Origin of the sequence: Salinimonas iocasae (assembly GCF_006228385.1) — a bacterium.
Taxonomy (GTDB): Bacteria; Pseudomonadota; Gammaproteobacteria; order Enterobacterales; family Alteromonadaceae; genus Alteromonas; species Alteromonas iocasae.
On sequence record NZ_CP039852.1, the window covers coordinates 36,006 to 56,882 of the forward strand.

Annotated in this window: 14 protein-coding genes and 2 rRNA genes; 5 read left to right on the top strand and 11 right to left on the bottom strand. The window is 46.5% G+C overall.

From position 1 onward, the window contains the following. The first annotated feature begins 182 nt into the window (after nucleotides 1-182). Both FBQ74_RS00170 and rrf read left to right on the top strand, forming a co-directional pair. Nucleotides 183-3,061, top strand: a 23S ribosomal RNA gene (locus FBQ74_RS00170). A 137-nt stretch (nucleotides 3,062-3,198) separates the two neighbouring features. After that, nucleotides 3,199-3,314: ribosomal RNA gene (rrf, locus tag FBQ74_RS00175) — 5S ribosomal RNA — on the top strand. A 501-nt stretch (nucleotides 3,315-3,815) separates the two neighbouring features. On the opposite strand, the gene FBQ74_RS18885 is transcribed toward rrf, so the two are convergent. From FBQ74_RS18885 to FBQ74_RS00215, 9 genes are all read right to left on the bottom strand, one after another. Then, nucleotides 3,816-3,953, bottom strand: a complete 138-nt coding sequence (locus tag FBQ74_RS18885) for a hypothetical protein (protein ID WP_168190576.1) — start codon at nucleotides 3,951-3,953, stop codon at nucleotides 3,816-3,818. Nucleotides 3,954-4,951: 998 nt separating this feature from the next. Further along, nucleotides 4,952-5,683, bottom strand: a complete 732-nt coding sequence (locus FBQ74_RS00180) for an EF-hand domain-containing protein (RefSeq protein WP_168190577.1) — start codon at nucleotides 5,681-5,683, stop codon at nucleotides 4,952-4,954. Between the two features lie 220 nt (nucleotides 5,684-5,903). Further along, nucleotides 5,904-6,671, bottom strand: coding sequence for an amino acid ABC transporter substrate-binding protein (locus tag FBQ74_RS00185; protein WP_139754753.1), 768 nt, complete (start codon nucleotides 6,669-6,671; stop codon nucleotides 5,904-5,906). Nucleotides 6,672-6,732: 61 nt separating this feature from the next. Beyond that, nucleotides 6,733-9,807, bottom strand: coding sequence for an error-prone DNA polymerase (locus tag FBQ74_RS00190; RefSeq protein WP_139754754.1), 3,075 nt, complete (start codon nucleotides 9,805-9,807; stop codon nucleotides 6,733-6,735). Then, the gene (locus FBQ74_RS00195; protein WP_139754755.1) at nucleotides 9,807-11,192 is read right to left on the bottom strand and encodes a Y-family DNA polymerase; all 1,386 of its coding nucleotides are present in this window, start codon (nucleotides 11,190-11,192) and stop codon (nucleotides 9,807-9,809) included. The genes FBQ74_RS00190 and FBQ74_RS00195 overlap by 1 nt, the downstream gene beginning before the upstream one ends. Nucleotides 11,193-11,194: 2 nt before the next feature. Next, on the bottom strand, nucleotides 11,195-11,872 hold the full coding sequence (locus FBQ74_RS00200) for a recombinase RecA (protein ID WP_139754756.1): 678 nt from the start codon (nucleotides 11,870-11,872) through the stop codon (nucleotides 11,195-11,197). A 190-nt stretch (nucleotides 11,873-12,062) separates the two neighbouring features. Then, nucleotides 12,063-12,572: a hypothetical protein gene (locus FBQ74_RS00205; protein WP_139754757.1), complete on the bottom strand. Its 510-nt coding sequence runs from the start codon at nucleotides 12,570-12,572 to the stop codon at nucleotides 12,063-12,065. Between the two features lie 2 nt (nucleotides 12,573-12,574). Further along, nucleotides 12,575-14,305, bottom strand: coding sequence for a DUF885 domain-containing protein (locus FBQ74_RS00210; RefSeq protein WP_139754758.1), 1,731 nt, complete (start codon nucleotides 14,303-14,305; stop codon nucleotides 12,575-12,577). A gap of 45 nt (nucleotides 14,306-14,350) precedes the next feature. After that, entirely contained in the window at nucleotides 14,351-14,677 is a 327-nt protein-coding gene (locus tag FBQ74_RS00215) for a DUF1820 family protein (protein ID WP_139754759.1), read from the bottom strand. Between the two features lie 262 nt (nucleotides 14,678-14,939). On the opposite strand from FBQ74_RS00215, the gene FBQ74_RS00220 reads away from it, so the two are divergent. Both FBQ74_RS00220 and FBQ74_RS00225 read left to right on the top strand, forming a co-directional pair. Next, entirely contained in the window at nucleotides 14,940-16,547 is a 1,608-nt protein-coding gene (locus FBQ74_RS00220; protein ID WP_408641344.1) for a M28 family metallopeptidase, read from the top strand. Nucleotides 16,548-16,801: 254 nt separating this feature from the next. After that, nucleotides 16,802-17,986: a capsular polysaccharide export protein, LipB/KpsS family gene (locus FBQ74_RS00225; RefSeq protein WP_139754761.1), complete on the top strand. Its 1,185-nt coding sequence runs from the start codon at nucleotides 16,802-16,804 to the stop codon at nucleotides 17,984-17,986. A 53-nt stretch (nucleotides 17,987-18,039) separates the two neighbouring features. On the opposite strand, the gene slmA is transcribed toward FBQ74_RS00225, so the two are convergent. Continuing rightward, on the bottom strand, nucleotides 18,040-18,627 hold the full coding sequence (gene slmA, locus FBQ74_RS00230; protein ID WP_139754762.1) for a nucleoid occlusion factor SlmA: 588 nt from the start codon (nucleotides 18,625-18,627) through the stop codon (nucleotides 18,040-18,042). 96 nt (nucleotides 18,628-18,723) lie between these two features. After that, nucleotides 18,724-19,941, bottom strand: coding sequence for a bifunctional phosphopantothenoylcysteine decarboxylase/phosphopantothenate--cysteine ligase CoaBC (coaBC, locus tag FBQ74_RS00235; RefSeq protein ID WP_139757833.1), 1,218 nt, complete (start codon nucleotides 19,939-19,941; stop codon nucleotides 18,724-18,726). 146 nt (nucleotides 19,942-20,087) lie between these two features. Here coaBC and radC point away from each other — a divergent pair, with 146 nt between their 5' ends. Further along, entirely contained in the window at nucleotides 20,088-20,762 is a 675-nt protein-coding gene (radC, locus tag FBQ74_RS00240) for a RadC family protein (RefSeq protein WP_139754763.1), read from the top strand. Nucleotides 20,763-20,877 lie beyond the last annotated feature (115 nt).

Sequence of the window (20,877 nt, forward strand, 5' to 3'; positions counted from 1 at the left end):
TCAATCAAAATTGAGTAACTGAGAATATCGAAAGGTGTTCTCTCAAAGCTACTCTACTTGACTTGAATTGCTTGTTATCAATTAAGTTTGATGACAAGGCAAATCACGATTAGCTTGTCATCATACAGCAGGTGTTGATTCACCGGCCAAAGCAGAAGTCAAAAGGCTGTTTTGGGTTGTATGGTTAAGTGACAAAGCGTATACGGTGGATGCCTTGGCAGTTAGAGGCGATGAAGGACGTGTAAGTCTGCGAAAAGCTGTGGTGAGCTGACAAAACGCATTTGAGCCACAGATGTCCGAATGGGGAAACCCACCTGTTTACAGGTATCGTTGCATGAATACATAGTGTAACGAAGCAAACGAGGGGAACTGAAACATCTAAGTACCCTTAGGAAAAGAAATCAACCGAGATTCCCTTAGTAGCGGCGAGCGAACGGGGAGCAGCCCTTAAGCATTGAATGAGTTAGTGGAAGCCTCTGGGAAGTGGCGCGATACCGGGTGACAGCCCCGTACACGACGGCAAAATCAATGTGAAATCGAGTAGGTCGGGACACGTGTTATCTTGACTGAAAATGGGGGGACCATCCTCCAAGGCTAAATACTCCTAACTGACCGATAGTGAACCAGTACCGTGAGGGAAAGGCGAAAAGAACCCCTGTGAGGGGAGTGAAATAGAACCTGAAACCGTATACGTACAAGCAGTGGGAGCACCTTCGTGGTGTGACTGCGTACCTTTTGTATAATGGGTCAGCGACTTATATTTGGTAGCAAGGTTAAGCGTATAGCGGAGCCGTAGCGAAAGCGAGTGTTAACTGCGCGTTTAGTTGCCAGGTATAGACCCGAAACCCGGTGATCTAGCCATGGGCAGGTTGAAGGTTGAGTAACATCAACTGGAGGACCGAACTCACTGACGTTGAAAAGTCAGGAGATGACTTGTGGCTGGGGGTGAAAGGCCAATCAAACCGGGAGATAGCTGGTTCTCCCCGAAATCTATTTAGGTAGAGCCTCGGACGAATTCCATTGGGGGTAGAGCACTGTTAAGGCTAGGGGGTCATCCCGACTTACCAACCCTTTGCAAACTCCGAATACCATTGAGAACTATCCGGGAGACACACGGCGGGTGCTAACGTCCGTCGTGGAGAGGGAAACAACCCAGACCGCCAGCTAAGGTCCCCAAATATTGCTAAGTGGGAAACGATGTGGGAAGGCACAGACAGCTAGGAGGTTGGCTTAGAAGCAGCCATCCTTTAAAGAAAGCGTAATAGCTCACTAGTCGAGTCGGCCTGCGCGGAAGATGTAACGGGGCTAAGCAATATACCGAAGCTGCGGCAATGCGATTTATCGTATTGGGTAGGGGAGCGTTGTGTAAGTGGATGAAGGTGAACTGTAAGGTTTGCTGGACATATCACAAGTGCGAATGCTGACATGAGTAACGATAATGGGGGTGAAAAACCCCCACGCCGGAAGACCAAGGTTTCCTGTCCCATGCTAATCAGGGCAGGGTAAGTCGGCCCCTAAGGCGAGGCAGAAATGCGTAGTCGATGGGAAACGGGTTAATATTCCCGTACTTGTATAATCAGTGATGGAGGGACGGAGAAGGCTAAGCAAGCATGGCGTTGGTTGTCCATGTGAAAGTGCGTAGGCTGAAAACTTAGGTAAATCCGGGTTTTCAAGGCCGAGACACGAGACGAGCTCCCAAGGGAGTGAAGTTGTTGATGCCCTGCTTCCAGGAAAAGCTTCTAAACGTATGATTATGTGAACCGTACCCCAAACCGACACAGGTGGTCAGGTAGAGAATACTAAGGCGCTTGAGAGAACTCGGGTGAAGGAACTCGGCAAAATAGTACCGTAACTTCGGGAGAAGGTACGCCACCGGCGGTGAACGCTTTACGCGGTAAGCTGTTGGTGGTCGCAGTGACCAGGTGGCTGGGACTGTTTATTAAAAACACAGCACTCTGCAAACTCGTAAGAGGACGTATAGGGTGTGACACCTGCCCGGTGCCGGAAGGTTAATTGATGGGATTAGCGTAAGCGAAGTTCTTGATCGAAGCCCCGGTAAACGGCGGCCGTAACTATAACGGTCCTAAGGTAGCGAAATTCCTTGTCGGGTAAGTTCCGACCTGCACGAATGGTGTAACCATGGCCACGCTGTCTCCACCCGAGACTCAGTGAAATTGAAATCGCAGTGAAGATGCTGTGTACCCGCACCTAGACGGAAAGACCCCGTGAACCTTTACTACAGCTTGGCACTGAACATTGAACCTACTTGTGTAGGATAGGTGGGAGGCTTTGAAATGCAGACGCCAGTTTGCATGGAGCCGTCCTTGAAATACCACCCTGGTATGTTTGATGTTCTAACTTAGACCCCTTATCGGGGTTAAGGACAGTGTCTGGTGGGTAGTTTGACTGGGGCGGTCTCCTCCCAAATAGTAACGGAGGAGCACGAAGGTTAGCTAATCACGGTCGGACATCGTGAGGTTAGTGCAATGGCATAAGCTAGCTTAACTGCGAGACAGACACGTCGAGCAGGTACGAAAGTAGGTCATAGTGATCCGGTGGTTCTGTATGGAAGGGCCATCGCTCAACGGATAAAAGGTACTCCGGGGATAACAGGCTGATACCGCCCAAGAGTTCATATCGACGGCGGTGTTTGGCACCTCGATGTCGGCTCATCACATCCTGGGGCTGAAGTCGGTCCCAAGGGTATGGCTGTTCGCCATTTAAAGTGGTACGCGAGCTGGGTTTAGAACGTCGTGAGACAGTTCGGTCCCTATCTGGTGTGGGCGTTGGATGATTGATGGGAGCTGCTCCTAGTACGAGAGGACCGGAGTGGACGAACCGCTGGTGTTCGGGTTGTGATGCCAATCGCATTGCCCGGTAGCTATGTTCGGAACGGATAACCGCTGAAAGCATCTAAGCGGGAAGCCGGCCCAGAGATGAGTCATCCCTGAACTTTAAGTTCTGGAAGGGTTGTTTAAGACTAAGACGTTGATAGGCAGGGTGTGGAAGCGTTGTAAGGCGTTAAGCTAACCTGTACTAATTGCCCGAGAGGCTTAACCATACAACCCAAAGCGGCAAAGTCTGCATGGGTTGTAGACAAGCTAAGTAAAGTAAGAGTAGTTAAGTTACTCAATAGATTGAATATCAGACTTTCCCGAATTGTTAAGTTATCGACGATGTCGGTAACACCCTTTTTTGTCTGGCGGCCATAGCGACGTGGCACCACCTGATCCCATTCCGAACTCAGAAGTGAAACACGTTAGCGGCGATGGTAGTGTGGGGTTTCCCCATGTGAGAGTAGCACACCGCCAGACTCCTATTCTACGAAGAAGCCCACTCAGTCGAGTGGGCTTTTTTCGTTTCTGGGAGTGCAAAAATAAATGGATAACTGAAATTCTCGGATAGCCCTTTCCCTCAGAAAGCACTGGCGTGCTACTCCCTCTTAGCGAAACCTAACCCATCATGCACATTTAACCGACTGGCTCTGCATAGGCACAGGCGTATCAACCCGTCCATGGTGCATCGTCCAGCTCGGCATCCATGCCTCGCGCTCTTCACTCTCGGCGTGCCACTAGCACCCCTCGTTCGCTACACTCACCGCTCCTCGCCCAGTGTGGGCCCAGCCCCATGTGAGAGTAGCACATCCGCCATGTCTCGCTGTGAAGCAGTCCTGTTCTACGAAGAAGCCCACTCAGTCGAGTGGGTTTTTTTTCGTTTCTGGGAGTGCAAAAATAAATGGATAACTGAAATTCTCGGATAGCCCTTTCCCTCAGAAAGCACTGGCGTGCTACTCCCTCTTAGCGAAACCTAACCCATCATGCACATTTAACCGACTGGCTCTGAATAGGCACAGGCGTATCAACCCGTCCATGGTGCATCGTCCAGCTCGGCATCCATGCCTCGCGCTCTTCACTCTCGGCGTGCCACTGGCACCCCTCGTTCGCTACACTCACCGCTCATCGCCCCCATGTGAGAGAAGTATCACCCACACGGTAGTGCGCCATGTCTCGCTGTGAAGCAGTCCTATTCTACGAAGAAGCCCACTCAGTCGAGTGGGCTTTTTTCGTTTGAGCGTAATAAATTTCAGGCGCAGTCACACAGACAATTCAAACCCATCTGACGTCGAGTCAATGCATTCGGACACATCCATGTGGCGTAGTGCCAAGGCGTACGTCCTGTACGCCCGTTCGTTCCTTTTGTGGTGACATTAAGTCACCACAAATTTGCTTCACAAACCGGAGTCTCACCCATACCTGGTGCTATGACCAGTCTCGCCATCCATGGCGAGCCGTTCAGTCGGCTGCGTTATGCCACTGGCATAACGGTCCTCCTTCACCCCCATGTGAGATAGCAGAACGCCAGACTCCTATTCGGCGTGCCACTGGCACCCCTCGTTCGCTACACTCACCGCTCATCGCCCAGTGTGGGCCTAGCCCCATGTGAGCTAGCACAGCCGCCATGTCTCGCTGTGAAGCAGTCCTGTTCTACGAAGAAGCCCACTCAGTCGAGTGGGCTTTTTTCGTTTCAGTGAATCAATTTTCAAATGTTTTGGCTTTTGCTCAGTCACATACTAAGCGCGCATACAATACCAGCACAGATATGATTAATTGCTGACATATTGCGAGCTTTTTTTAAGAAAGTTTCGCCCTGAATTAAAGCGCTGCCAATGTCAGGCTAACAGTAGAGCGCGGGGCTCGCGGATACGCTGTTCCTAAACGACCTCACTTCATCGCACCCACGAAGACGTATCGTTAGTTAACTAAAGTAAGATGAAGCTGGGAGTATGTATAAGTCAGTATGATAATAAGGCAACTGAAAATCGTGTTAGAGCAGGTACTGTCAAAAGTACAGTTTTAATAATCAACAAGAAATTTGATTAGCTAAAATAGAAAGCATGGAGCATAAAAAAACCCGGAAAATCCGGGTTCTTAAAAGTAATATTTATTACTAATTATCGACTTGCTTCTTCAGAGCGGCGATATTCACGATATTCCTGACGAGAAATCATGTTGTCGTCATCTTCATCCATGTCATCAAACGTGCTATTTACACCTGCAATATTGGCTTCATCTTCTGAAACCATTCCATCGCCGTTCTTATCCATCATTTTAAATTCGTTCTGCGCTACCATGCGGTCGCCTTCGTTGCCGGCCATTTCATCATTGTTGCGCAAATCTGCATCGTGGTCTGAATCATAATCGTCCATATTTTCATCACGATCATAAGAACTCATCGCTGATTCTGTTTTACGTTCCATGTCATCATGCATTGCACTCATATCAGAATCACTTTCCATGTCCGCACCGACTTGAGTTTCATCTGTCTTCAACTCTTTTGGTGATGATGCAATTACTTCATCTGCATCGGCTTCTACCTTCGCCTTGGTGTATTGGACTTTATCTTTTACATTTTCAGAAAAGGCTTTTGGATTATCTTCCAGATAAGTGATGTACTCATTTTCAGATAATTTGTCATCACCATTTGTATCCAGTTTATCAAAATGCTTTGCGATAACATGGTCACTAACTTCTTCTTTGCCTAACATACCGTCTTTATCAGCGTCGATTGTATTGAAAGTGTGTTTGACCTGCTTCATATGGTCTTCTTTATCCATATGGTCATGAGCCATCGCCGCTGTCGACATTGCACCTGAAATTAATACCGCTAGTGTTAACTTTTTCATTGTATCTCCTTTTGTCGTTGCCTCCATGTGGAACTGCTGACAGGAGGTGATTTACACAAGATTACATTCACTAACTGTGCCCAAATGAAATATCTTATGAATTTCATGATCATAGAGAAAATTTTAATAACTGCAGGCAGCAATCAATTGTCAGAAGTTTAGAATGTATTGAAAATTATTCGTGAATCAATTGGTGGTAACTTGTAATTAAAAGACATAATTACTGGCTTTGTTTTTCTCTGAGTGATTTGAGGATTGATTGCGGAAGGCGAAGTTGGTATCTGGTATAAATCGTCTTCATTACATCTGGATTGCGTTTGATAAAAGTGGATAAGTCTTCAACCAGTCCCGGGTGTCGTATTGTCGAGAGCATAAAACCAATATCATCGTGTGGTAAATCCGGAGCTAGCGTGAAAGGTCCGAGTTCAGGCGTGATAGAAGTGATGTACTGAACCACATTGTATTCAAGGTTGGCAGCATTCACTCGCCCTTTTTGAAGCATCTGCAATGCTGTGACCGAATCGTTAACAGTAATAAGCTTGGTTTGGTTGGTGTCTACGCGCTGTTGCCAGTTAACGGGTGTAAAGCCCAGGGGCATAGCAATTCGCTTTACAAAGTCGATAGGCTGGTTGCTATCCTCAGGATGAACGATAGTCCCACCCAATGCGCGCACCAAGGGTGATGAGTAGTATTTTTGAGCACGCTTTCCGGGCGCGTCGTACCACTTGGGATTGTCCGGATAGACAAAGTCTACATTACCTTTAATCAGTTCCCGTTGTAAGCGCAGGATTGGCATTGCGTGGTAACTGAAGGTATGGCCTGACTTTTCTGCGTAGGCCTCAAGGATTGCCCAGCCTATACCTTTATCTACATTCGACTGAAAATCATAATGAGGATAATAGTGAATATTTTGTGCACCGACGATAAAACTTTTAGCATCGACCTGAAGACTACATATTACGCTGATTAATAGGAATAATATGCGCACGAACACTCACCTGCTAATGTCTCTGATTAATATAGCCTTTATATATACTACTTAATGTAACTTAATGGAAATCCCGGGAAGGCACCTTAAGTGTTTCCAGCCAGTCAGAACGGTCTGTGAGCTTTCCGGCGATAACATGAATTACCCCTTCTGGTGAGCGCTCCAGAATACCGTCTACCTGAAGAATCGTCGCTTTAAGATAGGGTTGCTTTTGATGGCGGGCGGTAGATTGCCAGATGACAACATTTGTATTGCCAGTGTGATCTTCCAGTGTCAGGAAAGTAACACCGGTTGCCGTCCCCGGCGCTTGCCTGCAGGTTACACAACCAAGCAGATGAACCACTGATTTATCAGGCTTGTTGCACAACTGGCTGGCAAAGGTGATGTCAGGTAAACTGCGCGCTTTTAGAATCATATCAATTGGGTGATGGCGTACTGATACGCTGGTTGAAGCATAATCTTCCAGCATATTTTCAGCTTCGGTAGGTATTAAAGATAATTGCTCACTCTTAGTCTGGCTGGCAAATAAGGGCAAATCAGATTGTTTGTCCATCATTTGCCATCGAGCCTGGTATCGATTACCTGCTATAGCGGCAAATGCATCTGCACTGGCTAATGCCTCCATCATATCTGAAGGCAGTTCTACGGCAGAGCGGACTTCATTGATACATGTAAATCCATTAACAGGGCGCCTGGATACCAGCTCATTTATCACATCTTCATTCAACCCTTTGACCAGTCGAAAACCGAGCTGAATGATTTTTTCGTGACCATCAATAACCATATGATGTGACCACTGAGAGCGATTTATACACACTGCTTTTATGGCGATATCGTGTCGTTTGGCATCCTGTAAAAGTTGGCTTGGCGTATAAAATCCCATGGGCCAGCTGTTTAGCAGCCCAATATAAAATTCAACCGGGAAATAGTATTTAAGCCAGCAGGATACGTAGGCTAACACCGCGAAGGATGCGCTGTGAGACTCTGGAAATCCATAACCACTGAAACCTTTTATCTGGTCGAAAAGACGCGTGGCAAAATCAGGGTCGTAACCCTTTTCCAGCATGCCGTTAATCAGTTTTTCACGAAAAAGATTTAATCGCCCGTTTTTCTTCCAGCTCGCCATCGCTCGTCTGAGCTGGTCTGCCTCGCCGCCGGTAAACCCCGCTGCGACCATTGCCAGCTGTATGACTTGTTCCTGAAATATCGGGACTCCCATAGTTCTGCCCAGCACCCGTTCGACATCGGGTGAAGGGTACGCCACTTTGGTGCCGCTATTTCTTCGTTTAAGGTAAGGGTGAACCATATCACCCTGTATCGGGCCTGGTCGGACAATGGCGATTTGGACGACCAAATCATAATACTTACGCGGGCGCAGTCGGGGCAGCATGCTCATCTGTGCCCGTGATTCAATTTGGAAAACGCCCACCGTGTCCGCTTTACCAATCATGTCATAGACCTGAGCATCATCGCCAAGGCCGGTGATAAAGGGGATTGAGACTGGAAAGCCAGTAGACTGGCTGATGATTTTAAAAGTGCGCTGAATGGCGCTTAACATCCCTAAGGCCAGTACATCGACTTTAAGCAGCCCTAAAGCCTCCAGGTCATCCTTATCCCATTGAATGACCGTTCGATCAGCCATGGAGGCATTCTCTACCGGCACCAACTCGTACAACGGGCCGGAAGATATGACGAAGCCGCCTACATGCTGAGATAAATGGCGGGGGAAACCAATAACTTCCTCAACCAGATACAAAAGCTGCCGCACTTTAGTAGTGGCAGGATCCATCCCCAGTTCTGCAATCTGTGACTGCCACGGAATAGTACGGTCCCGCCTGTTGATATTTTTAATCACAAAATCAAGCTGAGATTCGGCAAAACCCAGCGCTTTACCCACCTCACGAAAAGCGCTTTTAAAACGAAAACTGATAACAGTTGCAGCAAGTGCAGTGCGTTCACGACCATATTTGCTGTAGATATACTGGATGACTTCTTCGCGACGCTGATGCTCAAAGTCCACATCAATATCAGGTGGCTCGTCACGCTCTTTAGAAATAAAGCGTTCAAAAAGCACATCTATCTGACGGGGATCGACAGCAGTAATCTCCAGACAATAGCAAACTACCGAGTTAGCAGCAGAGCCACGGCCTTGATATAAAATACCTTTTGCGCGGGCAAACTGAACAACGTCATAAATGGTCAGAAAAAAATATTCGTACTGCTGCTCGCTGATAAGCGCCATCTCTTTTTCGATGGTCTGGCGAATAGAGGCGGGCAGTGTTTCCCCAAACCGTTTTTTCACACCCTCTTCAACACAATGTCGCAAATAGGTACTGGCAGTATACCCTTCAGGTACCACCTCAGAGGGATACTGGTACTTCAGCTCATCCATGGAAAACTGACATAAACGCGCCAAAGATGCTGTATTCTCAAGCCAGTTTGCAGGGAACAACTTTTTCATTTTAGCTATAGGACGAAGGCAGCGTTCCGCATTTGACTGGGCAGTCAGGCCAAGTTTATCGACAGTGGTGGATGCATCAATAGCCTGAAGTACTTGCTGTACCGGTAGCCTGTCACTGTGATGAAAGAGCACCCTGGAAGAAGCCACTATCGGAAAATCAAATTCTGAATGAAGTTTCAGTACTTCTTTTGTATGCAACTCATCACTACCATCCAGCAGTCTGCTGCCGGCCAGATAGCATCGTGAGGAATAATGTTTAGACAGCCACTTCCCCCAGTGCTGATTGTTCTGCGAGCCTGGGTCAGGTAACCAGATTAAAAGGCAGTGCTTAACGGACTTTAAATCCCACTCAGCCAGCTTATAGCTGCCTTTTTCAGAGCGGCGACGGGCATTGGTAATTATACGGCATAACTCGGCATAAGCCGTCTTGTCAGGGCAGAGTAACACCACTGAAAGGCTGTCATTAAGCCTGAACAAACTACCTACCACTAAATGTAACGGCAGGTTATTGCGTTTTATCTCTGCATAGGCGCGGACCACGCCGGCAACAGAGCATTCATCTGTAATTGCCAGACTGCTATAACCCAAAAAGGCGGCAGTATTCACCAGCTCTTCAGGATCTGAAGCGCCGTGCAAAAAGCTGAAATTAGTCTGACATACCAGCTCTGCTACCATTAGCTGTAGAATCCACTGATAAACCAATCACCTGTGCTATCACGATAAAGGTGCAGGCGTCGACCGTCCTCAGTACGCCCGATATAATAATCGCGCTTGACGTTGTTACCATCCCACCAACCGGTCTGAAGTCGTATTGGTCCGAATTCAATATGAGGAGATTCCTCTAAGGGAGCGGGAGAAATAAGTGAGACACATGGCAAAGGATGATGCAGATTGCCCCTCGTGTTACCCGGTTTTAAACAAGATAACTGATCAGGCCTGAAGTCATCACCGGCGCAAGGGTACTGAATGACTGCTTCACCTAGCCTGGCCTGCAAGCGGCTGATAAGCTGTTTTTGGGCGAACGCATGAACCCGGTTATTAAAAAAATCCGAGGTCTGTTCATCAACATCTTCAAGCTTATCTACCTGTAGAGTTAGTTTAATAACCGGCGCCGATAACAGGATCTGCTCTAGCTTAAGACCTGTCAGACTCTCCCATTGTGATAACTTAAATAAAGGTGCGGCGCTACCCACCGTCACCTTCATCGAAGGCGCTTCTCTGAAACAAAGCGTGAAAGTTAACTGCTGACTAAACACGTTGCGTAATCGTGAAAATGTCAGAAACTCATCAATAAGATTGCGCATAAAAGGCAGTAACTGTTCAGTGTGGCTGACCTCATAGCTGGGCTCAATCAGGCTGAAGAAGGTATCTGGTGGAGAGTAATAATTTACTCTTGGGAATGTTTCTGCTCGTAACGCGCACAAATATGTGATGAGAGAATTATCAAACCTTCTTCCCAATTCTGCTGCAGATATTTCTAAAAGCTGCTGGAGCGAATGAATGCCTACTCTTTTTAAAGTGTTACGCTGCTTATCAGTTAATTCTGTGGCATGAAGGGGGCACACAGCCAATGCCTGACGAATTTGCGTCTTGTTGTGTAATAGCTGGTTAGAACTATTCATCGCCAGTGTTCTTGCTGCCTCAATACTCCAGCCAACGCCAAAAGTAAAACTGACACGGGCAGCACGTAACTCATTAACCAGCACCTGCCAAATATTCTCTAACCCCTCGTAATAACGAACTAATGGGTCGAGTCTGAGAGCAAGACCGTTCGGATTGAAAATAACAATATCTGAAGCCACCTGATAAAGCCGATTAGCCAAGGCTAGCAGCCGGTGCACTTCACTTTGTTCACAATAATCAATGACATTCACAGACTGGCAAAGTGCGGCAGCCTGAGCCATACCCATTCCCACTGTCACTCCAGCTTTGACTGCCGCTGAGTTACATTGGCGGACCTGATTATTTTTAGCTGAATATACAATTACGGCTGCAGTCTCATCTGATTCACCACCGCTATCTATTGTCAGCTGATAAAAATGAAAATAAGCCCACAGCATAATCAGCCCGTTGCCGAAGCAATGTAGTCTGAACGTTGGTGCAAAATCTGATTGATGGTCTTATTGCTTGGAGTATTTGAAAAGCCAATATCCGCTGAAACGTCGGCTTGTGCTCCTACATGTTTATCAATCTGAATATGCAACCCAGCAGGGGTTGAACTGATACGCATATCAAGGGTCAGGGGTAAAGCACAACGTGCTACGTGTTGTGACTCCAGCATCAGGCACAAGGTATTATGCTGACTGGCAGCAACCTGCAGACGACGCGCCTGACGGGGTGTCAGACTATTAATCCACAGCACAACAATATGGCAGGCTTCACTTTTTAAACACTGTTCTGCAGACCATAAGATATCTTTTGGTTGTTCAGGCCGTATCAGCCTGACATGCTCAGCATCAATATGATACTGATGTAGCCAGGCTGCATGGATGTTGCCCGGACAATTAATAATACTGATAAGCTTTTCATTAGGGTTGTCTGCCAGAACCTGGTGAAAAACAGATAGCTCACCAATTCCAAACAAACTTCTTACCCTGACTAATCCTTTTGAAGGCAAACCACCCCCCAGCAGATCATCCAGCACCGTATAGCCTGTTTCCAGACGGGAGCTGTCATTCAGCAGCCCTTCACGGGCACGCCAGACGGCGGGGTGATTGAATGTGGTTACTGTATTAGTCATAAAATATGCCTGTATTTATATACAGTATTATAGGTGATATTATTACGCTGACAAGAACCTACAATCTACCTAATGAGGCTTACGACGACATTTTTGGCAGGGTGAATCGCTGAATTTCATTTGAATCAGAGAGTTGCTGATATGAAAAATGGGTAAAAAAAGCCAGCGTTGATACTGGCCTTTTTAAAGTTTAATTCTGGCTGGCTGTTTTTTCAGGCTCAGTCTGAGCCTGCAAGGGTTGTTTGGTAAGCTGCGCGCAGGCCTGCATAAATCCATCAGGCGTATTTTTCACCCAGGCCATCCTGATATGGCTGGGCTGCTTTTTCATTACGTCACGCACACCTTGCTCAGTAACTTCCGGCGCTGTCCTGACAGCCGTTTTCAAAGCTTCTTCTACCGTCCGGTGCTTTTCAAAACAATCCAGGACAATCTGGGCAAAGTGCTTCATGATAAACGACTGAACAGCATAATCCTCTGCGCTGATAAGCCGCTTCTTATAAGCAGACTCAACCCGATCGACATAAACATTTTGTAAATCAGTGCATACCATGACCAGACTGGAATAAGCGTCCTTCAAACGTTTATTGCTAACCTTCGCAGCCTGTCGAGATTGCGTCATTTCCCGCTGAAGCGTTTGGGAGCGAATCACAAAATAAATCAGTATAAATACAAGGATTCCTATGATGCTAAACGCAATCATGACTACTTTCCTGCTTGTTGCTCTTCAATAAAGCGTTCAATATTTTGCTCAAGGATGAACAGAGGGACTGAACCGTGTTCAAGTACGGCGGTATGAAATTTCCGTACATCAAAAGATGAACCCAGTGCGTTTTCCGCTTTTTCTCTGAGCGACTTAATTTTAATTTCGCCAATTTTATAAGATAACGCCTGTCCCGGCCAAGAGATATAACGATCAATCTCAGTTTTTATATTGTGCTCCGATAAGGCAGTATTCTTCATCATATAATCGATGGCTTCTTGTCTGCTCCAGCCAAACATATGCATACCTGTATCGACGACTAAGCGACAGGCCCGCCACATTTCATAACTCAAGCGCCCGAAGTGATCGTACGGCGTTTCATAAATGCCCATCTCAACGCCCAGGAATTCTGTATACAATCCCCAGCCTTCACCAAATGCTGATATATAGGTTTCCTGACGCACCGGTGGAAGATCTTCCATCTCACTGGCTAAAGAAATTTGCAGGTGATGGCCGGGAACCGCTTCGTGCAATGTCAGAGCAGGCAGTGCATACAGCGGGCGCTTATCAAGCGCATAGGTATTAACCCAATAATAACCGGGCTGAGTTTCACTTCCGGCATGTATATAGCGTCCGGTTGTATACTTTGGGGCTATATCATCAGGAACCGGGGCGACGCCATAAGGTTTTCGTGGCAGCTTCTCAAAGAAGCGGGGGAGCTGCGCATCGGCTTTTTTGGCAATAAATGAAGCTTCTTTTAATAGCGCCCGGGCAGAGGTCGCATAAAATTGTTCATCAGTACGCAAAAAGTGAATGAACGCATCCACATCACCGTCGAAGCTGGCATCTTTGACAACCGCTTTCATCTGTTGACGAATACGTTTCACTTCCCGTAAACCCAAATCGTGAATTTCCCGGGCTGTCATATCGGTGGTCGTGTAATGTTTAATTCGATTCTGGTAGTAAGCTTCGCCATCAGGCCAGTTTTTGGCGGCGATATCAGTGCGGGCACCGGGAATATAAGTTTCTACCATAAAATCATAGAAGCGCTGGAAGGCTGGCGTAACGTCATCATTGATAATTTGTCTGGCTTGTTTGCGAAGCGACTGTTGGGAAGATGACCCGACGAACTCAGACATGGATTCAAACGGCGTGTAGAAAGTGCTTTTTTCAGGTGCCTCACTAATCAAAGGCGAAATACTTTCTTCATAACCCTCAAGTACCACTTGAGGCTGTGTGAAGCCTTCATTCAGACCCTGCTGCATGTAGTCAATTTGCTGGTCGACATACGCCGGAATACCCGCTAATTGATCCAGGTAGGTTTGATAATCCTCTTTATTTTTGAAGCTCATCTGGCCAGGTAGCGCGGCTAATGCACTATGAAAACCATATTCAGAAGTGATGGGTACCTTGTAGGACCCGAATTTATACTCATCAATTATGTTATTCAGGCGATACTGCTGCATCAAAAAGGTAATACGATCATCTAAAGACAGCTGTGATTCATCAATGGCTTCCAGCTTCGTCAGGTATTTACTGAACCGCTTGTGCTGTTGCGACAATGCTTCGGGTGATATATCAGCAGGGGTTACGTCACGCAGTGACGACTCGTATTCCCAGATAGCATCAATAAGTGTCTGAAACTTTTGTTCAGACGCCGCTCTGGCGTCGCTGACTGATGAAAAAAAGCCTGCAAGCAGGATAACCAAACAAGTGATTTTAATAGCATTCATAAGCGCATTCCGAGATGCCTGACCCGACAATGCGCCAGCATCAGATTAGTCTTTTTTAGGTGTGTATATCGGCCCGGGAAACGCTGTAACCTTGTCTGACAAGGTTGTAATAGTGGCGGATCCCTGTTTTTTTACCGCGTCTATTCGTAACACATTATGCATGGGAACGTAAGTTCTTGTCACATCTGAAAATTCAGCTTTTAATTTTTCATGACCAGGGTCAACCACAATACCGGTGTGGGTATCCCAGACAAAGTCGCCAATTTCAATAAAGCCAAACAAACTTCCCTGACTGATTTCTCTTACATACAGCTCGTAGCGTTCTCCATTACTAATAAACTGTACTTTGTATAGAAGGTCTGTACTACTCATAATCTATGACTTGCATTTAAAACGGATTGAATAGATGGGGATAAAAAGCAAAATTTCACGTATTTCGGTGATGATCATAATGATTTTGATTTCGTAAAAAAATCAAATACGACTGCGACCTTAAAAATCCGCAGACGCTTTGAATATTCCGATGAGTGCATGACTACAACACTGGTCATTTTATTTCACTGGTATACCATAACCTCTTCTTATAAGACGAAAATATCTAACGACTATGATGAAAAAAATATTATTTGGTGCCATGGTTTCAGCCCTGAGCACCGTTTCTGTAGCGCAGGAACAGCAACAGGATGTTGCTTTTGCGCCGGATACAAACCGCATTAAATCACACCTTTTCTTTCTGGCAGATGATTTGTTGGAAGGACGTGATACCGGCTCTCGCGGGCATGATATCGCTTCTTTGTACATTGCCACTGAGTTTGCAAAGTACGGGCTAAAACCTATGGGGACTGATGGCTACATGCAATCAGTCGATTTCAGAAAAGCCACACTGGTCCAGGAATCCCCGGCACTGACACTGACCCGGGATAGTGCTGAAACTAAGTTCAAATATCCTAAAGAATATCTTACCGGTCCTGACTTGTTGAACACCGATACCAGCCTGCAGGGCGAGATGGTCTTTGCCGGATATGGCATTGTTGCTGATGAGTTAGAGCATAATGACTACGACGGGCTGGATGTTGACGGCAAGATTGTGGTCATTTTATCCGGTAAGCCTAAGTCGTTCCCTAGCGAAATGGGCGCTCATTTGGCTTCTGGTAGCCAGAAAGCGCAGTATGCTGTTGATCGCGGCGCAATTGGTATGATTTCAGTGACCACACCTACGGCTGAAAAAGTTCGTCCTTATCAGAGCCGTCTTAGTTACATCCACACACCACGCCTGGCCTGGTTAGATGAAAGCGACAAGCCGGCTAATACCTTTGAGCAGATAAAAGGCTCTGCATTTTTAAGCGAAGGTGCTGCTCGTCAGTTGTTCGATGGCGCGAAAATGAGCCTGGACGAAATTTATGCCATGCTTGAAAAAGATGAAACACCAAAAGGTTTTGATATTCCTGGTGAAATCTCACTGAATAAGCAAAGCAAACATTCTCAGATTACCAGCCCTAATGTGGTTGCAGCCGTTGAAGGCTCTGACCCGGCGCTTAAAGATGAGTATGTAGTGTTTTCTGCACACTCAGACCACATCGGGTTTGCCAAAACTGTAAAGAAAGACAATATCAATAATGGTGCAATGGATAATGCCTCTGGTACAGCAATAATGCTGGAAACAGCACGCTTATTCAGCCAGATGGACAAAAAGCCAAAGCGTTCAATTCTGTTTGTTTCTGTTACAGGTGAGGAAAAAGGCTTGCTGGGTGCGGACTATTTCGCGCATAACCCGACCGTACCGGTTGAGAATATGGTAGCTAACGTGAACCTGGATATGCCCATTCTGACGTACGAATTTGCCGATGTTATCGCTTTTGGTGCCAGCCACAGCGATATGAAGGCGTCGGTAACTGAAGCTGCCAACAATGCGGGCATTGAGTTAAGCCCGGATCCATGGCCAGAACAGGCGCTGTTCACTCGCTCCGATCACTATGCATTCGTGAAGCAGGGTGTGCCTTCAGTATTTTTGGTCCCCGGCCTTAAATCAAAAGATCCGGAAGTTGATGGTTCCAAAGTATTCGGACAGTTCTTATCTACTAACTATCACAAGCCAAGCGATGATGTGAATCAGGATTTCAACTGGGACGCGGCACGTACCTTTGCTGAAGTCAATGCGCAAATCGGCCATACGCTGGCGACGCAGGAAAAAGCGCCAGCCTGGAATGACGGTGATTTCTTTGGAAAAACGTTCGGTAAGTAATTTCCTAAACCGGGTAACTTTAAATTAATTGGTGAAAAGCAGCACATAGTGCTGCTTTTTTTGTGCCTGCAACTATCTGGCAAAGATAAAGTCATAGTCATAATGTTGACCGGTGCGGTAATACAAATGACAAAGTAAGGGTATAAAGTGCAACAGACGTACTTTTTACAATGACAGGTTTCAACGGTGCCAGGCATAGACATTCAGGGAAATATTCACTACCACTCAGGTAGCATCACGCAGGAGATAGTAATGTGATAGATCAGCAGAAAAAATATGTGTTTATTGCCCGGGGAAGTTCTCACATCCGTTATTTTAAAAAAGTAGCTGCTGAATCCGCGCTTGATATTACCGTTATCAAACTAAGCTTTTTTAGCATTGGGCCATCGATAAAACGATATGCACATATCATCAAAAATATAGACCTTGAAGCATTGGTGACACCGCACCTTGAGAAAAAGGCTATCAAGCACCGCACACTGAGAAAATCTGTATTGTGGCCTGCCTTTGCCTCTCTAACCCGTTTTTTAACAAAGTTTTCCATAGCGAAAAATGCAGCAATTATCGATCGTACCAACGCTGAGGTAGTGGGGGTGTGGAACGGACAAAAACAGCCAAGTGCAGCTATAGCAGAAGCTGCCAAAGCACTGGGTAAAGATGTCATTTATTTTGAAAATGGTCTTTTACCCGATACCACAACCTGTGACTGGTCAGGCGTGAACTGCAAAAACTCTTTGCCTAAAGAAAGGGCGTTTTACCGACAATTTTGTACCGACAAAACGCCGCCCTGTAAACTCGTGACACGCAAGGCAGTTAGCGAAAAGGCCGCTGGTGTGCGTGCTGAACAGCTTCCTAAGCGTTATATCTTTGTTCCTTTCCAGGTAGAAACAGACAGTCAAATCATCTCTAACTCACCCTGGATTAAAAATATGAGCCAGCTCTACCGGCATTTGTCCAGAGTGATTGAGCAGGTGGATGATGATGAACTATATATAGTAATCAAAGAACACCCGTCTGAATCTGTCAGACATGATCATCTGCACCATGAAAATAAGCGAATCTTGTTTGCTAATCACTGCAATACTCAGGAGTTGATAGAGCGCGCCCAGGCAATCCTGACAGTCAATTCGACCGTGGGGATTGAATCGTTGATGCTTGGAAAGGCAGTGTTGGTATTAGGAAATGCTTGTTACGACATAGAAGGGGTAACACAGCAGGTACGCTCAGAAGAAGCCATGCTGCAGGCTTTCAATTCATTGGAACATATTTACTGGGACGTCGAAGTGAAAAGTGGCTTTCTAAACTTTTTGCATGACCACTATGTGATACCCACCACCTGGAAAAATATCGATGATAAGCATATTACGGCTTTAACGCAGCGACTTAACCGACAGGATGCGTTATCACAGTATCTTAGTGACTATCAGCGCCCGGCCTGAGTTAAATCTGAACATGCAAATAACAAAAAAGGCGCTTTAAACAGCGCCTTTTTTTAAAGAAAAGTTTGTCGGTAGCATGCCCAGTTATCTGAGAATTGTTCGGTGGGTTTTCTGACAAAACCACTGCGAATGAACATGTTAATTCTGCCATCTACATAACAAATAAACAGATTAGCAAGTACGGCTTCATCTGCACCTAAATCGCGTCCTTCACGTAATTTGCGCTCACGGAGGACCTGTTTGAACTGAGTTTCCAGTCGCTCAAACAGTTTTGCAATACGCGCACGCAGCCTGTCTTGCTCGCCCTGAAGCGCATCGCCGTTTAGAATACGACTAATGCCTGGGTTTTTTTCTGCAAATCCCAGCAGAAGATGCAAAATCATCTGACAGCGGGCCAGTGAATCTTTCTCTTCGTTAAGGATTTTATTTATACGCGAGAACAGGGTCTCTTCAATAAACTCTATCAGACCTTCAAACATACGTGCTTTACTTGGGAAATGACGGTAAAGCGCAGCTTCAGATACGCCTACCTTTTCAGCAAGTTTCGCAGTAGTAATGCGCTGTCCCGGATTACTTTCCAGCATTCCGGCCAGTGCCTGAAGGATTTGAGCACGACGATTGGTCTTTTTTACAGCAGGCATAACGCGTGTATTTCCTCAGCTTTGGGCTTGCGCCCGTTCCTTGTCTAATACGGCTTTGAAGCCAGGATTTATAAGTTGTTATCGACCAACTGTGTATCAGTTTGATGGTTTATTTTTATATTTTTCATCAATTAGCGATAACAACTCCCGGGCGAGTTGTGTTTTTGGAGCGGGACCAAGTTGTTTGTCGCCGTTTTCCCAAAAGACATGCAGTGCATTATGGTCACTGTTAAAGCCCAGACCGCTGGTGGTTATATCGTTTGCAGCAACCATCGCCAACTTTTTATTTTCTAATTTTGACTTGGCATAATGCGCGAGGTTCTGGCTTTCAGCGGCAAAGCCGACCGCAAATGGCGCATTAGGTAATGCTGCTACCTCTTTAAGAATATCAGGGTTTTTAACAAAAGTAAGCGTTAACTCATCGCCCGTTTTCTTTATTTTATTATTTTCTAGCACTTTTGCTCTATAGTCAGCAACAGCAGCGGTGGCAATAAAGATGTCAGTAGCCTGCACATGTTGCATAACGGCATCAAACATTTGCTGCGCAGTTTCTACGTTGACGACATTTACGCCGGCTGGCGGTGGGACAGAAACCGGACCAGATACTAAAATAACATTGGCGCCGGCATCAGCCGCGGCGGCGGCCATCGCGTAACCCATCTTTCCTGAGCTGTGATTGGAAATATAGCGAACCGGATCCAGAGGTTCCCGGGTCGGGCCCGCGGTAATCATAACTGTCTTACCTTGTAAGTCAGTCTGTTGACGCGCCGACGCAGTGTCCTGAATCAGACTGGCAACGATATCGCCAGGCTCAACCATTCTTCCATAGCCTACATCACCGCAGGCCTGCTCACCGCTAGCAGGACCGATAACGGAAATATGCATGGTTTCAAGCGTATTCAGGTTTCTCTGTGTTGCCGGGGCGGCCCACATTTGCTGATTCATCGCCGGTGCGATGAAAATCTTTGCGTCAGTGGCTAAAAACAAAGTCGTCAGCAAGTCGTCAGCCATTCCACAGGCCAGTTTTGCCATCATGTTTGCGGTAGCCGGAGCAACGAGCAGTATATCAGCCCATTTCGCCAGTTCGATATGCCCCATTGCCGCCTCAGCGGCAGGGTCAAGTAACGTATCATGCACCGGGTTACCTGAAACAGCCTGCAAGGACATTCCACTGACAAATGCTTTTGCTGATTCAGTCAGCACCACTCTGACTGTAGCACCAGCAGCAGTAAGTTTTCTGACCAGATCTGGTGTTTTGTATGCTGCGATCCCACCAGTAATGCCCAGTAAAACTTTTTTACCCTGTAATTGCATAAGCGTTAGTAACCATCGGCAAATAAAAGCGTAGCCTACCACGCTATGGCGGTAATCGGTAGATTGTACAAGGCGGTAAAAACCGGCCATAGATCAGTACATCTCAGCTCTGGCAGCGTTTATAACTAGGCTTTTTGGGAAGAACCATGACTATTGCCACCTGGCCGTTATGCGAACAACCGCGGGAAAAGTTGCTCACTCATGGAGCCGAACAACTTTCAGATACAGAATTGGTAGCCGTTTTCCTTGGCAATGGCACACAAAAACAAACGGTAACCATGCTTTCGCAGGCTATGTTGCGCGAGTTTGCCACGGTAGGTCGTCTGCTTAATGCCGATCTGCAAAGCTTTTGCGCGATAAGAGGCGTAGGTGTAGTTCGCTTTTGTCAGCTACAGGCGGCCAAAGAATTAGTCAAACGCATGTACGAAGAACCATTGGCCCAAAAAGACGTATTAAGTGATGTAGCACAGGTAAGCCGTTACCTTCGTGCCCAGCTTATGAATGCAGAGCACGAGATCTTTGCAGTATTAATGCTTGATTCCCAGCATCGGCTTATTGCATTTCGGCGCATGTTTACCGGTACTATCGACAGTGCAGCCGTTTATCCAAGGGAATTGCTTAAACAAGCGTTAAAAGACAATGCCGCGGCGATCATTTTAGTGCATAATCACCCTTCCGGGATCGCGGATCCCAGTAGCGCTGATATTGCATTGACCAGAGAGATCAAGGCAGCAATGGCGCTGGTGGACATAAGCGTACTGGATCATTTTATAGTAGGTCAGGGATATGTGGTTTCTTTATCGCAGCAAGGATTGATGTGATGAAAAACCCCAGCTATACTGACAGCGCGTCAAATTCTGACCGGCTTTTTTATAACTGCTGGGGACGGATTTTTGATAAAAATCGACGAATTATTGTTTAAAGTATGGTCAGCAT

What these genes read in the sequence shown, in the direction of transcription:
- FBQ74_RS00195 (WP_139754755.1), bottom strand. Translation starts at nt 11,192, where the DNA reads ATGCTGTGGGCTTATTTTCATTTTTATCAGCTGACAATAGATAGCGGT.
- FBQ74_RS00190 (WP_139754754.1), bottom strand. Translation starts at nt 9,807, where the DNA reads ATGGTAGCAGAGCTGGTATGTCAGACTAATTTCAGCTTTTTGCACGGC.
- FBQ74_RS00215 (WP_139754759.1), bottom strand. Translation starts at nt 14,677, where the DNA reads ATGAGTAGTACAGACCTTCTATACAAAGTACAGTTTATTAGTAATGGA.
- FBQ74_RS00210 (WP_139754758.1), bottom strand. Translation starts at nt 14,305, where the DNA reads ATGAATGCTATTAAAATCACTTGTTTGGTTATCCTGCTTGCAGGCTTT.
- radC (WP_139754763.1), top strand. Translation starts at nt 20,088, where the DNA reads ATGACTATTGCCACCTGGCCGTTATGCGAACAACCGCGGGAAAAGTTG.
- coaBC (WP_139757833.1), bottom strand. Translation starts at nt 19,941, where the DNA reads ATGCAATTACAGGGTAAAAAAGTTTTACTGGGCATTACTGGTGGGATC.
- slmA (WP_139754762.1), bottom strand. Translation starts at nt 18,627, where the DNA reads ATGCCTGCTGTAAAAAAGACCAATCGTCGTGCTCAAATCCTTCAGGCA.
- FBQ74_RS00220 (WP_408641344.1), top strand. Translation starts at nt 14,940, where the DNA reads ATGGTTTCAGCCCTGAGCACCGTTTCTGTAGCGCAGGAACAGCAACAG.
- FBQ74_RS00205 (WP_139754757.1), bottom strand. Translation starts at nt 12,572, where the DNA reads ATGATTGCGTTTAGCATCATAGGAATCCTTGTATTTATACTGATTTAT.
- FBQ74_RS00180 (WP_168190577.1), bottom strand. Translation starts at nt 5,683, where the DNA reads ATGAAAAAGTTAACACTAGCGGTATTAATTTCAGGTGCAATGTCGACA.
- FBQ74_RS00200 (WP_139754756.1), bottom strand. Translation starts at nt 11,872, where the DNA reads ATGACTAATACAGTAACCACATTCAATCACCCCGCCGTCTGGCGTGCC.